This is a genomic window from Streptomyces sp. R44, from assembly GCF_041053105.1.
Taxonomy (GTDB): domain Bacteria; phylum Actinomycetota; class Actinomycetes; order Streptomycetales; family Streptomycetaceae; genus Streptomyces.
On the sequence record NZ_CP163444.1, the window covers coordinates 910,147 to 923,958 of the forward strand.

The window sequence follows — 13,812 nt, forward strand, 5'->3', positions numbered from 1 at the left end:
ATCAGTCCTCCAGCGGGCGGGTGGCCGGGCCCTGGAGGACGGTGCCGTCGGAGGCGAAGCGCGAGCCGTGGCAGGGGCACTCCCAGGTCTGCTCGGCCTCGTCGAAGCCCAGTTCGCAGCCCATGTGGGTGCAGCGGCGGCCGGTCCGCAGGCCGGTGAGGTAGTGCCGGGCCACGGTCGTCTGCCGGCGGACGACTCCGGGGAGTTCGCGGGCCGGCAGCCGGCGGCGCGGGTCGAAGAGTTCCGTCCAGGCCGGGCGCGGGGCGCCGGTCAGGTGCGCGGTGAGCAGGCGGCCCGCCGCGACGCCGTTGGTGAGGCCCCAGCCGCCGAAGCCGGTGGCGAGGTACACGTGCTGGGTGTCGGGGTGTTCGTGGCCGACGCAGGGCAGTCCGTCGGCGGTGTGGACGTCCTGGGCCGCCCACCGGTGGACCGCCCGGGTGTCGGCGAAGCCCGGCAGCCGGTCGCGCGCCCAGGCCTCCAGGCGCGCGTACCTCTCGCGTACTCCCCCGCTGCCGGGTACGAACGCCTCTCCCGCGACGATCAGCAGCCGCCGGCCCTCGCCGAGCGGGGCGGTCCGCACCGAGCGGATGCCCTGTTCGAGGGTCAGGTACATGCCGTACGGGGCCCGGTGCTCCTCCACGGGCGCGGCGACGACCAGTTCGCGGCGCACGGAGAGCCTCATGAGCAGGGTGCTGTGGCAGCGGAGCGGGAAGTGGGTGGCGAGCACGACGTCCCGGGCGTGGACCGTACCGCCGCCCTCGAGGCCGAGGCGGCATTCGGCGCCCTCCCGCAGGCCGGTGACCCGGGTGCCCTCGTGGATGCGGCCGCCGAGCGCGATCACGTCGGCCGCCGCGGCGAGCAGGAAACGGCGCGGATGGAACTGGACCTGGTCCTCGACCCGTACGGCCGCCACGACCGGGTACGGAAGGTCCGTGGCCGTCACCGCGGTGGCCCGCAGACCGGCCGAGGCGGCGGCCTCCGCCTCGGCCCGGATGGCCCCGGCGCCCGCCTCGTCGAGGGTGTACGTGTAGGCCGGCCGGCGCTCGATCTCCGCGTCGACGCCCCGCTCCCCGCAGAAGCGCAGCACCTGCCGCAGGGCGTCCTCCTGGGCCTCGGCGTACAGGGCGGGCGCCTCCGCTCCCTGGCGGCTGCGCAGGCGCTCGTAACAGAGCCCGTGCAGGGAGGTCAGCTTGCCGGTGGTGTGTCCGGTGACCCCGGCGGCGATCCGGCCCGCTTCGAGGACCACGACCTCGCGCCCGGCGCGGGTCAGCTCACGGGCGGTCCACAGTCCGGCGACCCCGGCTCCCACGACGACCACGTCGGCGGAGAGATCGCCCTCCAGGGGCGGCAGGGCGTCGGCGGGCGGCGCCGATTCCATCCAGTACGAGCTTCCGCGCATCATCGCTCCTCCCTGCGGGCCGGGGGTCTCACAAGGCGTCCACCGCGGTACGGAGGTCGGCGACCAGGCCCGCGTACATCTCCTCCCGGTCCCTGGCCCGCAGGACGGCCGACGGGTGGACGGTCGCGAGGACCCGGGTGCCGTTCCCCGCGTCCGGCAGCGGCCTCGGTACGCCCCGGTCGGTACCGACGCGGAACGAGGGGCCGAGCAGGGCGCGGCCCGCCGTGGCGCCCAGGGTCACGACCAGCTCGGGTCGCACGAGACGGAGTTCCGCCATGAGCCACGGCCGGCAGGCGAGGGTCTCGCGCAGGCTCGGGGCCTTGTGGATGCGGCGTTTCCGGGTCTCGTCGCGGGTGAACTTGAAGTGCTTGACCGCGTTGGTGACGTACAGGTCCTCCTCGGCGATCCCCGCCTCCTCCAGGGCCCGGCGCAGCAGCCGTCCGGCGGGCCCCACGAAGGGCACTCCCTCGCGGTCCTCCTGGTCTCCGGGCTGCTCGCCGACCAGCATCAGCCGCGCATCGGCGGCGCCCCGGCCGAAGACGGTCCCGGTCGCGTCGCGGTGGAGCGGGCACCCCCGGCACTCCGCCGCCGCCCGCCGGTGCGCCGGCAGACCGCCTCGGCCCGGCAGATAGGGAGTGGCGTCGTACGCCTCGGAGGCGGTCCTCCCGTCGCCGTCACCGGCCATCGCGCACCTCCCGGCAGCGGACGATCCGGCGAGTGCACGCGCGCGCGTGTGCCGGTGCGCGCCGCTGACGCGCGGACGTCTGCCCGGGAGGACCGGGTCCCAAACGCCCCTGACCGCAGGAGCTGACACCGCGGCCGCGGAGGCGCATCCCGCCGCGCCCCTGGCATGGGGCGGCCGGGGGCGGGTAGTCGCGCGGCGAGGCGAGGAGCCCGCGATGAGAATCCTGACGATGGGTGTCGAGGAAGAGTTCGTGCTGGTCGACCGTCGGACACGGGCACCCGTCAACCGGGCCCCCGAAGTCATCCGGCGGGCGGCCCACGAGCTCGGCGAGCAGGTCCAGACCGAGTTCTTCAACGCGCAGATCGAGATCTGCACCAGAGCCACGGCCGACCGCGAGGACCTGCGCGCCGAACTGGCCCGGCTCCGCTCCGTGGTGGGCAGGGCCGCCCAGGAGGTGCGCTGCATGCCGGTCGCCTGCGGCACCCCCGTCCTGCCGCCCGAGGAGCCGTTGACGGTGACGGACACGGAGCGGTACCGGCTGATGGCCCGGCGCTTCCCCTCCCTGGTCACCCACCCGGACGGACGCGCGCGCGACGACGGGCTCGTCTGCGGATGCCACGTCCACATCGGCACCCTCGACCGCAAGCACGCCCTCGCGCTCGCCCAGCACATGCGGCCGTGGCTGCCCGTGCTCCAGGCACTGGCCGGGAACGCGCCCTACGCCCGCCGGTACGACACCGGTCACCAGAGCTGGCGCGCCGTCGAGCACGCCCGGTGGCCGACCGTCGGCCCCACCCCCGTCCTCGACGAGGCCCAGTACCTCGCCCACGTCGCCCGGCTGGTCCGTGAGGGCACGCTGCTCGACAACCGGATGGTGTACTGGCACGCCCGCCCCTCCGAGCACGTGCCGACCCTGGAGATCAGGGTCGCCGACACCAACGCGGACCTCGACACGGTGGTCCTCCTCGCCCTCCTCGTGCGCGGGCTCGCCGCCACCCTGCTGCCCCGCGTCGAGGCCTCGGTCCCCGCGCCCCCGATCCCCGGCCCCCGGCTGCTCCGGGCCCACCGGCTCGCCGCCGCCCAAGGGATCACCGGCCTCGGCCTCGACCCGGTCGACGGCCGGGAGCGGCCCGCCCTGATGCTCCTGGACGCGCTGATCTCCCTCGCCCGCCCGGGTCTCGACGCGACCGGCGACACCGACTGGGTGCGCGAGCAGACGGCGCGGATCCGCGCGGACGGCGGCGGTGCCGCCCGTCAGCGGGCGGTCTTCCGCCGGCACGGCCGGTTCAGCGCGGTCGTCGACGCGCTCGCCGCCACCACGGCGAGGAGCTGAGCCCCATGGCCTTCACCGCCTCGCTCCCCCAGGACTCGGCACCCGGGAGCGCGGGCGCCGTCCGGGTGTGCCGACTCCCCGGCGTGTACGCGCCCCAGGCCGACACCCGGCTCCTGCTGGCGCAGTTGCGGCGCGAGGAGCTGTGGCCCGGGATGCGCTCGCTCGACCTGTGCACGGGCACGGGCGTCCTCGCCGTCATCGCCGCGCTGCGCGGCGCGCGGGCCACCGCCGTCGACATCTCGCGCGCCGCGATCGCCGCCTCCCGGCTCAACGCCCTGCTGCACGGCTGCCGGATCCGGGCGCTCCGCGGCGACCTGGACGCGCCCGTGGCCCGCGAACGCTTCGACCTCGTCACCGTGAACCCGCCCTACGTGCCCAGCGACGACACGGAGGCGCCCGCCCGCGGCGCACGGCGGAGCTGGGACGCCGGTCCCGACGGCCGTCTGCTCCTCGACCGCGTCTGCGCACGGGCCCCGGGTCTGCTGACGCCGTCCGGGGTCCTGCTCCTCGTCCAGTCCTCGCTCTCCGGGGTCACGCACACCCTGGACGCGCTCGCGGGCGGCGGGCTGCGGGCCCGTGTCGTCCGGAGGCGCACCGAGCCCTTCGGCCCCGTGATGTCGGCCCGGGCGGACTGGTTCGCGACGCACGGGCTGATCCCCCGGGGCGTGCGCACCGAGGAGCTGGTCGTGATCCGCGCGTGCCGACCGTGATTCGGGACCCGAGCGGCGGGGCAGTCGCGCGGTACCGGCGCAGTCCGATGCGATGGGTGGTGTGTGATGTCTGCTTCCCCGAACGAGAGCACCCCGCTGGTGAGGCCCCAGGAGGCCGGTGAACCGGACGGCCCGGAAAGCACCCGGTCCCGGACGCCCGTGCCCCGGCTCCGGCCGCTCCCCGAAGGTCCGCTGCTCGTCGAGGGGCCCGCGGACATCGTCATGCCGGACGGCTCGGTCATCCGCTGCGAGCGGCCCGTGATGGCCCTGTGCACCTGCCGGCGGAGCCTGCGGGCGCCGTTCTGCGACACGAGCCACCGACCGCGGCTGCGGCACCGCACCGGCCCGACGAAGACGAGAGCGAAAGCGCCGGTCGCGGGGGACGAGGCGCCGAGCGGTCCTGCCGAGGAGGCGGATACGTCATGACGACGCTGCTGCGCACCGAGCTCGCGACGCGGCCCGAAGCACCCGAGGCCCGCGGCGAGGTGTCCCACGCGGTACGGAGCCGGCTGCTCGGCGGCGGCCCCGCCCGACTCCCCCGCCCCGCCGACATGGCGCGCTGCTCCCCGTACGGGGAGGATCTCCAGCTCGCCCTGCACCTCTGCTACGAGCTCCACTACCGGGGCTTCGCGGACGTCCCCGACACCCTGGAGTGGGACCCCGACCTGCTCAGGGTCCGTGCCGTCCTGGAGCACCGCTTCGAGAGCGCGCTGCGCCACGACTGCCGTCACCTCCCCGGCGTCGACGAGGCACTGGCGCTCCTGGTCGTGGAACCGGCCGAGGGCACCGGCGTCTCCCACTTCCTGATGTCCTCGGGCGAGCTGTGGCAGCTGCGCGAGTACGCCGCGCTGCGCTCCGTGCACCAGCTGCGCGAGGCCGACGCGCACCTGTGGGTGGTCCCCCGGCTGCGCGGCCGCGCCAAGGCGGCGATGGTGGCCGTCGAGTACGACGAGTACGGCTGCGGGCGGGCGGAACGGATGCACTCCCGGCTCTACGCCGACCTCATGACCGATCTGGGTCTCGACCCGTCGTACGGGCGGTACGCGGACGCCGCCGGGGCCGAGCTCCTGGCGGCCTCGAACCTGATGTCGATGTTCGGCCTGCACCGGAGGCTGCGCGGGGCGCTCGTGGGTCACTTCGCCGTCCTGGAGACGACCTCGCCGCCCGCCGCCTCCCGCATGGCCGCGGCGATGCGCAGGACCGGGGCCGGACCGGCGGCGGAGCGGTACTACGACGAGCACGTGGAGGCCGACGCCGTGCACGAGCAGGTGGTACGCCGGGAGGTCGTGGCCGGCCTGCTCGACGACGAGCCGGAGCTCGCCCACGACGTGGCCTTCGGCATCGCGGCGACCGGGCTCGTGGAGGACCGGCTCGGCAGCCACGTGGTGGACGCCTGGACCCGGGGCGAGAGCGCCCTGCGGACACCCTCGGACGGCGGTACGTCCCTGCTGGTGGCGCCCTCGTCTCCGGCCGGCGACGAGCGGTGAGACGCAGAGCGCGGTGAGATTCGGAGCGGTGAGACCACCAGGGCCGCGCCGCGCGGCCGGCCCGGTGACGGACAACCGTCGGCGGAGGGGGCGCGGGCGGCCGGTCAGCCGGCCGCGTCGAGGAGGTGGGCCCCGTTGTTGCGGACGTTGTTGACGGCGGTGGAGACGGGCCGGGTGGTGAGCCGGCCGTCCGCGGGCCGGGTGAGCAGGGCGCGGAGGTCGTCGGTGTCCTGGTGGTGGGGGTCGAGCCAGGCGTCGTAGTGGTCCGGGCTGAGGGCGAGCGGCATCCGCGGGTGGACGCGGCCGGCCTCGTCGGTGGCCTCGGTGGTGAGGATCGTGCAGGTCGTCAGCCAGGCCTCGGGGTCGTCGTCGCCCTTGACGTCGGGGTTGCGCCAGTACTCGTACAGCCCGGCCATCGCCATGACCTGCTCGTCGGAGGGGTGGATGAAGTAGGGCTGCTTGCGGGTCCTGCCCGTCGCCTCGTCCTTCACCTGCTCCCATTCGTAGAAGCCGTCCGCGGGCAGGAGGCAGCGGCGCTTGGCGAAAGCCCGCCGGTAGGCGGGCTTCTCGTGGACGGTCTCGACCCGGGCGTTGATCATCCGGGAGCCCACCTTGGGGTCCTTCGCCCAGGACGGCACCAGACCCCAACGCAGCGCCCGCAGTTGACGGCGCACCTCGTCGCCGTCGTCGCGCCCGGCGCGTTCGAGAACCGCGTAGACCTCGTCGGTCGGCGCCACGTTCCAGCTGGGCGCGAGCGTCTCGGCGGGGCGCCAGTCGGTGACCTGGAAGAGACGGGTCAGGTCCTCAGGACTGCGAGTCGAGGTGTAACGGCCGCACATGGCAACACTCTGCCACGGTCCTCCCGCCGATCACGTCAGGTGGTGAGGAGCCGGTGGAAGAAGGAGCGGTACTGGCGCAGGGCCATGCGCAGGTTCTCCGTGTCGACGTCCTCGCCCTCGCTCCACTGTCCTTCCAGGTCCTTCTTGCGGTCGGCGAAGGTGTCCGCCAGCTTGCTGATCACGTCGGTGACCAGCGCGTCGGCCTCGTGGACGGCGTCGCGGGGATCGTCGACGAACCGGCTCTGGATCTCGTGCCAGCGGGAACGGAAGGTCTCCTCGTCGTCGGGGTCCAGCAGGCGCGGGGCCTCGTCCTCGGCACCGGCCCCTTCGGCCCGCTCGGTGCCGGCGGCGGTGCCGTCGCCGGTGTCACGCGCCGTGTCCGTGTCGGTTCCGGTGTCCGTGTCCGTGTCCGTGTCGGTGCCGACGCCAGCGCCAGCGCCTGCGTCGGCTCCGGCTCCGGCTCCGGCTCCTGCCCCGCTCCGGGTCTCCGTACCGGTGTCCGTACCACCGCCGTCGATCGCGGTGCTTTCACCGGGGTACACCGGCGGCGCGTCCGACCCGCCGCCGGCCTGCTCCGGCCTGTCGTACTCATCGTGCCCACGCATGTCACGCCCTCCTCGTTCAGGTCCGGTCGCGACGGGGCGCGTCGCCGTCGGAGAGAAGTTCGTCGAAGAGGGCCCGGTAGTGCACCATCGCTCCCCTCAACTGCTCGGTGGTGGCCTGCTGGGAGGAGCTGAGGGTGTTGATCTCGTGCGCCGCCCGGTAGTGCTCCAGCGTGCGGCCGTGCTCGACCGAGAGGTCCCGCGCCCGCTGCTCGAAGCCCTCCGTGGGGTAGCCGCGCTCGTGCATCAGCGAGCTCACCAGGCTGTCCGCGTCGTGCACCGCGCCCTCGGGGCGGTCCACGAACTCCTCCTGGACTCCGCGCCACCGCTCGGCATAGCGCTCCCTCGCCCCGCTCGACAGCGGCTTGATGTCCAGCGCCTCGTGGCGCTCCTCACGGGCCCCGAGGTCGTACTCGGCGGCCCGCCGGCTTCCGGCGTCCTCGACCGTGCGGTCGTACTCGGGTCCGAACCGCTCGCGCAGCCGCCGCCGGCGCCTTCTGTCCAGGGCGATGGCGAGCGCGATCACCGCGAGCACCACCACGACGGGTATGACGATGGCGAGAATCGTTCCTGTCGACATCGGCCTCGCTCCCTTGGGTCTCGTCCCCGTGCCCCCGTGTCCACGGCGGCTGCCCGGCGGCTTCGGCCTGAAACGGCCGTACCCGCGCGGGGTGCGCGGGTACGGGGGGGGGGCGGGCACCGTCAGTGGGCGGCCGCGCCGAACTCCGCGTGCTGGGTCCTGAGGGCGAAGTCGGGCTCGCCTGTCCGCGGAGCACCGAGGGAGCGCCGCTGCGCCTCGGCACGGGCCTCGCTCATCAGTGCCCTGAACTCGTCTTCCGTGAGCGCCAGTCGGTCGTATCCCGTCCGGCTGGGCTCCCTGCCCTGGGCCGTCCCGCGCATCGGGGGCCACCTCCGCACTGTCGCTGTGCCGACCGGGCGCCTACCCGCTCGGGCGGCGCTCAGTCGTCCTCGCGCGTGAGGGCGCCGATACGGGGTAGTCGCTGACGTCGAGGGGCCCCGCCCGGACGAGGGCAGTAGGAGGACACCATGAGCATGGTGCAGGAGACGATCAGGGTGGACGCCCCACTGCGCATGGTCTACAACCAGTGGACGCAGTTCGAGGAGTTCCCCCGCTTCATGGACGGCGTGGAGCAGGTGCAGCAGCTCGACGACCGCCTCTGTCACTGGCGCGCCCGCGTCGCGGGCGTCTCCCGGGAGTTCGACACGGAGATCGTCGACCAGCTTCCCGACGAGCGGATCTCCTGGCGCACGGTCGGCGGGAGCGAGGTGACGCAGAAGGGTGTGGTCACCTTCCAGCGCCTCGACGACATGCACACCCGGGTGAGCCTGGCGCTGGACGTGGAGCCCCAGGGCGTGGTCGAGAAGACCGGTGACGCCCTCGGCTTCCTGGAGAGCCGTGTCCAGGGCGATCTGCAGCGGTTCAAGGACTTCATCGAGGACCGCGACGACGCGACGGGCGGCTGGCGCGGCCGGCTGCGTCCCGCCGACAGTACGGGCAAGGGCATGAGCGCGGACATGGACACGGACACGGGCACGGGCGGCTCTCCCCGGCGCGAGCCCGAGCGGCCCGGCCCCTACCCCGGCCCGCTGCCGAGCGATCCCGCCGAGGAGCCGCAGGTCTGAACGGGCGCGGGCGTCCGCATGGCACCGACCGGCGCGGCGGTCAGGAATCGTCGGGGGCGTGGATGTCCAGGACGCAGATGTCGTCGCGGTTCCCCGTCCGCTGCGCGGCCAGGGTGCGGGCCAGCATGTCGCTCCCGCCCTCCCGCAGGAGCCGGCCGGCGGTCTCGGCGAGCCGCCCGAGGCCTACCTCGATGTCCTCGCCCGGCTCCTCCACGAGGCCGTCCGTGTAGAACAGCAGGTGGTCCCCGGGCAGCAGGTCGAGCGTCTCCTGGCCGTACTCGGCGTGGAAGGCGGCGCCGAGCAGGCAGCCCTCGGGCAGGGGCAGGTAGCCCGGCGTACCGCCGCGGAGGAGCAGGGGCGGCAGATGTCCGGCGCGTACCCAGGTGAGGCGGCGGTCCCAGGGCTGGTAGCGCCCCATGACCATGGTGGCGGTGGCGCCCTCCCGCTCCGTCGCCGTGTGCAGCAGGAGCGTGTTGAGCCTGCCGAGTACGTCGGGGAGGGCGGATCCGGTGACGGACATGCCCTTCGTGTAGAACCGCAGCTGTGCCATGGTGCCGACGGCGGTCAGCCCGTGGCCGGCCACGTCTCCGACGACGAACAGGGCGCTCTTGTCGGGGAGTTCGATCGCGGAGTACCAGTCGCCGCCGACGTTCACGCCGGTGTCGGCGGGGACGTACGCGACGTCGACGCACAGCCCGGCGAGTTCGAGCGACTGCTCGGGGATCGGCAGCAGCGCCTCCTTGAGCCGGGCGCCCAGCGCGCGTTCGGCCTTGAGCATGCCGCGCTGGACGAGGTTGGCGCGCTCGCTCTCGACCAGGGCGAGTTCGGCGTCGCGCAGGGCGGTGAGGTCCTGGAAGAAGCCGTGCACCTCGACGGGGGCGCCGTCCGCGTCGGTGCGGGCCTCCGCGACGAGCCGGAGGTGGCGTATCCCGTTCCTCGTGGGGACGCGGAACGGCTCGTCGACGGCCCGGCCGTCGCCGAGGAGTCGCCGCACGGCGGAGGCGAGCCTCGGCACGTCGTCGGCCACCAGATGTCCGGGCAGGTCGGCCATCCGTATCGGCCCCCGTGCGGGGTCGCGGTCGAAGACGGCGTAGACCTGGTCGGACCAGGTGATCGCGTCCGTGACGAGGTTCCAGCCCACCCAGCCGAGGTTGCCGAGGCGCTGCAGTTCGGCGAGCCTGCGGGCCTCGCGCTCGCTGGTGTCGTGGCGGATCCACGACACGACGAGGCGGTCTCCCAGCCGGGACACCCGGACCGAGTACACCGACTGGCGCGGGACTCCCGCGGTCACCTCGTCGTAGGTGAAGGGGTCGCTCTCGTACACCGTCCCGGTGGTCAGCGTCTCCCGGTACCCGTCCCACAGGGGCGTGCCCGCCACCGTGGGGTACGTCTCCAGGATCCGCCGTCCGACCAGCTCCCTGCCGCGCCGGCCGGCCACGTCGACGGACTCCGGTGCCGCCGCGTCGATGCGGTAGTCCTCCACCTCGCCCGTCTCCGACCGTAGCGGGGTGAGCAGGGCCATCGGCCCGGACATGGTGTCGAAGATCGTCTGGACGGCCTCGGCGTCCTCGTGGAGCGGGCCGGTTCCATGGCGGCCCCGGTCCTCCCGGAGGACGACGCCGCAGAGCCGGACGACCCGCCGCAGCAGGGTGCGGGTGGGCGGGTCGAAGGCACCCGCCCGGGTGCGGAAGAACCCCACGACCGTCGTCGCGGGCGGGCTTCCCGGGACGGGGAGCCAGGCGCGGGAGGGCCATCGCTCGGGGGGATCTCCGATCAGGAGGTACTCCAGGGCGTCCGCCTCCGGGTCTTCGAGCCAGATCCCCTCGCGGGTGGCGGTCGCCTCCAGGGCCGCGACGCCGCTGAGCGGCGGGATGTGGCTCCACTGCTCGGCGAGCGCCGCGTCGACGCCGGCGCGCCCCGCCAGCTCCAGGCTGCCGGTGGCGGACAGCCGGTAGATCATGACGGCGTCCACGTCCTCCGGGTCGCCGAGGACCGCCAGCAGGAGGTCCGCGACGTCGTCCGCCGTGCGGGCGTCGGCAAGGCTCTCGGCCAGCCGCGCCAGGAGCGCCCTGGACGCGCCCGGCCGGCGCTCGGCGAGGACGTCGCCGCCCGCGGGGAGGGACGATGCCACCGGCGGCGGCACGTCCTGCTCGGCCCCCGCGCCCTGCGGCTTCGGCCGGGGACGCGGGCCGATCCGGCTCAGGACGATCCAGCACTCCTCCAGGAGGGTCCCCCGCCGCTGCTCGGCCCGGTCGAGCAGCAGCTGGTACGCGGCGTCCGCCGACACGCCCGCCTGGGCCATCAGCACGCCCTTGGCGCGCTCCACGACGGCCGCCATCGAGGTCTCGGCCTCCAGGTCGGCGACCTCGGCACGGAGCCTCGTCACGACCTTGGCCAGCGCCAGGACCTCGGGTGCCGTGCCGCTGCCAGGGTCGGGAAGGGCGGGGTCTCCCTCCATACGAAAGAGCATCGCACGCCGGGGCCGCGCCCTGCCTGTCCACCGGGCGGACCACCCTTTCCCCGTACCGGCATACGGCAGCGGGCGCGGCACGCGTGCCGCGCCCGCTGCGGCGGGCCGGTCACCTCTTCTTCTCGCCCATCCTCCGCATCCGCGTGCCTGCGTCCGCCGCGGACTCCTCGACCCGTCCCTTGACCTTCTGCGCCTTTCCCTTCATTTCCATGCTCTCGTCGTCGGTCATCGAGCCGACTTCTTCCTTCGTCTTGCCCTTGACCTGATCGGCCTTGCCTTTGAGCTTGCCCATGGAGATTGCCTCCCGGATGACGGGTACCGACCGGGGCGGGGTACCGATTGCCTGGCGGTTACCCCCGAAGGGGGACGTCATGCTCCGCGGGGCGGCGGTGTTCGGCGCCGGCGGTCTCATTCCTCGGGGGCCGCCGCTTCGTGCCGTGCGGTGTCGGTCGCCTCCGACACCCGTGGTGGCGGATGTCTGCGGCGGCGGCGGAGCCAGACATAGAGCATCAGGCTGGGCAGCAGCATGCCGACGGCGGTGAGGACGAGGAAGGTCGTGAAGCCGTCGAGGTGGCTGACCAGCCAGTCGAAGTTCTGGCCGAAGAAGCCGACCACGAAGGACAGCGGGAGGAACACGCTGGCGAGGATGGTGAGCCGCTCCATCGTGGCGCTCTGGCGGAGGTTGATCTTGTTCTGCTCGACGGAGATCACCGCGATGTTCGCCTCCAGGACGGTGGTCAGGAGGTCGCGCTGTGCGGCGACCTCCTCGTTGACCAGCAGCAGGTGGTCGTGCACGTCGCGGATGTACGGCTGGAGCGCGGGGGGCGACTTGCCGGGCTGCAGGCGCCGGCCGAGGACGGCGAGGAGCGGGTGCACGGCGCGGTAGAAGTCCGTCGCCTCGCGGCGCAGGAAGTAGATCCTCTCGGTCGGGGCGACCGCCCCGGAGAACACGGTGGCCTCGATCTGCTCGATGTCGCGTTCGAGCTCCTCGACGACCGGCGCGTAGCTGTCGACGACCTGGTCGAAGATGGCCCACAGCGTGGAGGCGCTGCCGGTCTTCAGGAGCTCGGGGCGGCTTTCGAGCCGGCTCCGGGCCTCGTGCAGCTCGCTCGCGATGCCCTGGCGGACGGTGATCACGAAGTGTTCGGCGAGGAAGATGCTGATCTCGCCGGTGTCGATCTCCTCGCGCTCGTCGTCGTAGCGTGCCGTGCGCAGGATGATCAGCTCCGTGCCGTCCTCGTACTGCTCGGCCTTCGGCCGCAGGTGGAAGGTCCGGGCGTCCTCGACGGCGAGCTCGTGCAGTCCGAAGACCTCACGGACCCGTCTCAGTTCCTCGGGACCCGGTTCGAAGACGCCGAGCCAGACGAAGCCGCCCCGCTTGCAGCGCGCGGCCGCCTGCTCCAGTGCCATCGCGCCCTCGTCCTGGCGGCGCCCGTCCCGGTAGTGTGCACAGTCGACGATCATGGCCTTCTCCTCGCGGCCGACCGACGTGCGCCGTGTCCTGCCCGCCGTCTCCTGCCCACCGCCGGCGTGGCGCGCCGTACCGGCCCCACAGCAATAGATGCTCCTCCGAGTCGTCGGAAATGTCTCACGGTCGGCGACGGCGGCCCCGCCCCCGTATCGGTGGTCCGGTCGGCGCCGACACACCCGCCGGGATGACCCGGTTCGGCGGCCCGGTCGACGAGGATCACACTGCGGCCACCGCCCCGCGTCCCGGAGAAGAGCCGTTCCCCCAGCTCGTCGGAGTCACCATGGCCCCACCGTCGGAGTCACCTCGCCCACCCCGTTCGGGGGCGTGGGTCCTCCTCCCGATCCTGGTCCCCATCGCGGTCCTGATCGTGGTGGCGGTGGCCGTGGGGTCATGGCTGCAGTTCTCCGAGCGGCAGGCGCTCGACACGGTCCACACGGTCGGCTCCGAAGCCGCCGACCGTGTGGACGTGGAGGCCACCGTCCAGCGCGTCGACGCCGCGGCCAGAGAGCTGGTGCTCCGGGTCCGTGTCACGCCGCGCGGGTCCCTCGGCGAGGAGGACGGGACCGCCCCGGTGGCCGGTCTCGTCCTCCAGACCTCCGCGGCGACCCTCGGCGACCTGGCGTTCAAGGCGCACGAGCGGCTCTCGACCAGGGATGTGCAGGTCGCGATCACGGGGGGATCGATCAGCGACTACCCGTTCGACGCGTACGAGACCGATGTCGAGTTCTGGGCGGTGCTGGGCGGTGAGCAGGTGCCGGTGCGGGTGCTGTTCTCCAACAACGACACGCTCTTCTCGTTCTCCGCGACCCCCACGGCCTCCCCGCAGGAGGCGGTCGTGGGGCTGCGGGTGGTCCGGTCGAGCAGCCTGCTGGTGTTCGCGGTGTTCATGATGGTGGTGATGTGGGCGCTGGCGTCGTCCGTACTCATCGGTGCCTGGTATCTGAGCACCCGTGGCGAGGGCCTGGTCTGGCCGGCCCTCGCCTGGATGGCCGCCACTCTGTTCGCGCTCTCGGCGTTCCGCAACACGGCCCCCGGCACTCCGCCGATCGGCTGCGTGCTGGACTGGTTCGCCTTCCTGTGGGCCGAGACGATCATCGCTCTCTGTCTGATCGCCGTGGTGATCACCGGCGTCCACAGGGCCCTCGGGCCGGACGGCACCCGCCTCCCGTAAG

14 protein-coding genes and 1 pseudogene are annotated in these 13,812 nt (G+C 73.5%); 6 read left to right on the plus strand and 9 right to left on the minus strand.

The genetic code is table 11. From position 1 onward, the window contains the following. Position 1: 1 nt before the first annotated feature. Both AB5J54_RS04385 and AB5J54_RS04390 read right to left on the minus strand, forming a co-directional pair. The gene (locus tag AB5J54_RS04385; RefSeq protein ID WP_369142551.1) at positions 2 to 1,402 is read right to left on the minus strand and encodes an FAD-dependent oxidoreductase; all 1,401 of its coding nucleotides are present in this window, start codon (positions 1,400 to 1,402) and stop codon (positions 2 to 4) included. Positions 1,403 to 1,427: 25 nt separating this feature from the next. Then, positions 1,428 to 2,084, minus strand: a complete 657-nt coding sequence (locus AB5J54_RS04390; protein WP_369142552.1) for a UdgX family uracil-DNA binding protein — start codon at positions 2,082 to 2,084, stop codon at positions 1,428 to 1,430. A 214-nt stretch (positions 2,085 to 2,298) separates the two neighbouring features. Here AB5J54_RS04390 and AB5J54_RS04395 point away from each other — a divergent pair, with 214 nt between their 5' ends. The 4 genes from AB5J54_RS04395 to AB5J54_RS04410 all read left to right on the plus strand — a co-directional run bounded on the left by AB5J54_RS04395 (position 2,299) and on the right by AB5J54_RS04410 (position 5,614). Continuing rightward, positions 2,299 to 3,417, plus strand: coding sequence for a YbdK family carboxylate-amine ligase (locus AB5J54_RS04395; RefSeq protein WP_369142553.1), 1,119 nt, complete (start codon positions 2,299 to 2,301; stop codon positions 3,415 to 3,417). A gap of 5 nt (positions 3,418 to 3,422) precedes the next feature. Then, complete coding sequence (locus AB5J54_RS04400; RefSeq protein WP_369142554.1) at positions 3,423 to 4,127, plus strand: HemK2/MTQ2 family protein methyltransferase; 705 nt, start codon at positions 3,423 to 3,425, stop codon at positions 4,125 to 4,127. Positions 4,128 to 4,193: 66 nt separating this feature from the next. Then, positions 4,194 to 4,553: a CDGSH iron-sulfur domain-containing protein gene (locus AB5J54_RS04405; protein ID WP_369142555.1), complete on the plus strand. Its 360-nt coding sequence runs from the start codon at positions 4,194 to 4,196 to the stop codon at positions 4,551 to 4,553. Next, on the plus strand, positions 4,550 to 5,614 hold the full coding sequence (locus AB5J54_RS04410; protein ID WP_369142556.1) for an iron-containing redox enzyme family protein: 1,065 nt from the start codon (positions 4,550 to 4,552) through the stop codon (positions 5,612 to 5,614). Before AB5J54_RS04405 ends, AB5J54_RS04410 begins: the two co-directional genes overlap by 4 nt. A gap of 104 nt (positions 5,615 to 5,718) precedes the next feature. Here the strand turns inward: AB5J54_RS04410 and AB5J54_RS04415 are convergent, their stop codons facing one another. The 4 genes from AB5J54_RS04415 to AB5J54_RS04430 all read right to left on the minus strand — a co-directional run bounded on the left by AB5J54_RS04415 (position 5,719) and on the right by AB5J54_RS04430 (position 7,955). Beyond that, entirely contained in the window at positions 5,719 to 6,453 is a 735-nt protein-coding gene (locus tag AB5J54_RS04415) for an SOS response-associated peptidase (RefSeq protein ID WP_369142557.1), read from the minus strand. A gap of 35 nt (positions 6,454 to 6,488) precedes the next feature. Then, complete coding sequence (locus AB5J54_RS04420; RefSeq protein ID WP_369142558.1) at positions 6,489 to 7,058, minus strand: hypothetical protein; 570 nt, start codon at positions 7,056 to 7,058, stop codon at positions 6,489 to 6,491. Between the two features lie 16 nt (positions 7,059 to 7,074). Beyond that, on the minus strand, positions 7,075 to 7,635 hold the full coding sequence (locus AB5J54_RS04425; protein ID WP_369142559.1) for a hypothetical protein: 561 nt from the start codon (positions 7,633 to 7,635) through the stop codon (positions 7,075 to 7,077). Between the two features lie 122 nt (positions 7,636 to 7,757). Continuing rightward, positions 7,758 to 7,955, minus strand: coding sequence for a hypothetical protein (locus tag AB5J54_RS04430; RefSeq protein WP_369142560.1), 198 nt, complete (start codon positions 7,953 to 7,955; stop codon positions 7,758 to 7,760). A gap of 147 nt (positions 7,956 to 8,102) precedes the next feature. Here AB5J54_RS04430 and AB5J54_RS04435 point away from each other — a divergent pair. Next, positions 8,103 to 8,564: pseudogene (locus AB5J54_RS04435) on the plus strand (SRPBCC family protein); the annotation flags it as partial. Between the two features lie 175 nt (positions 8,565 to 8,739). On the opposite strand, the gene AB5J54_RS04440 reads toward AB5J54_RS04435, so the two are convergent. The 3 genes from AB5J54_RS04440 to AB5J54_RS04450 all read right to left on the minus strand — a co-directional run bounded on the left by AB5J54_RS04440 (position 8,740) and on the right by AB5J54_RS04450 (position 12,633). Continuing rightward, positions 8,740 to 11,157: a SpoIIE family protein phosphatase gene (locus tag AB5J54_RS04440; protein WP_369142561.1), complete on the minus strand. Its 2,418-nt coding sequence runs from the start codon at positions 11,155 to 11,157 to the stop codon at positions 8,740 to 8,742. A gap of 121 nt (positions 11,158 to 11,278) precedes the next feature. Beyond that, complete coding sequence (locus AB5J54_RS04445) at positions 11,279 to 11,461, minus strand: CsbD family protein (protein ID WP_369142562.1); 183 nt, start codon at positions 11,459 to 11,461, stop codon at positions 11,279 to 11,281. 116 nt (positions 11,462 to 11,577) lie between these two features. Beyond that, positions 11,578 to 12,633 carry a magnesium and cobalt transport protein CorA gene (locus AB5J54_RS04450; RefSeq protein WP_369142563.1) on the minus strand — a complete coding sequence of 352 codons (1,056 nt, stop codon included), beginning with the start codon at positions 12,631 to 12,633 and terminating at the stop codon, positions 11,578 to 11,580. Positions 12,634 to 12,920: 287 nt separating this feature from the next. Between AB5J54_RS04450 and AB5J54_RS04455 the strand changes: the two genes are divergently transcribed. Continuing rightward, positions 12,921 to 13,811, plus strand: coding sequence for a DUF4436 family protein (locus AB5J54_RS04455; RefSeq protein ID WP_369149213.1), 891 nt, complete (start codon positions 12,921 to 12,923; stop codon positions 13,809 to 13,811). Position 13,812 lies beyond the last annotated feature (1 nt).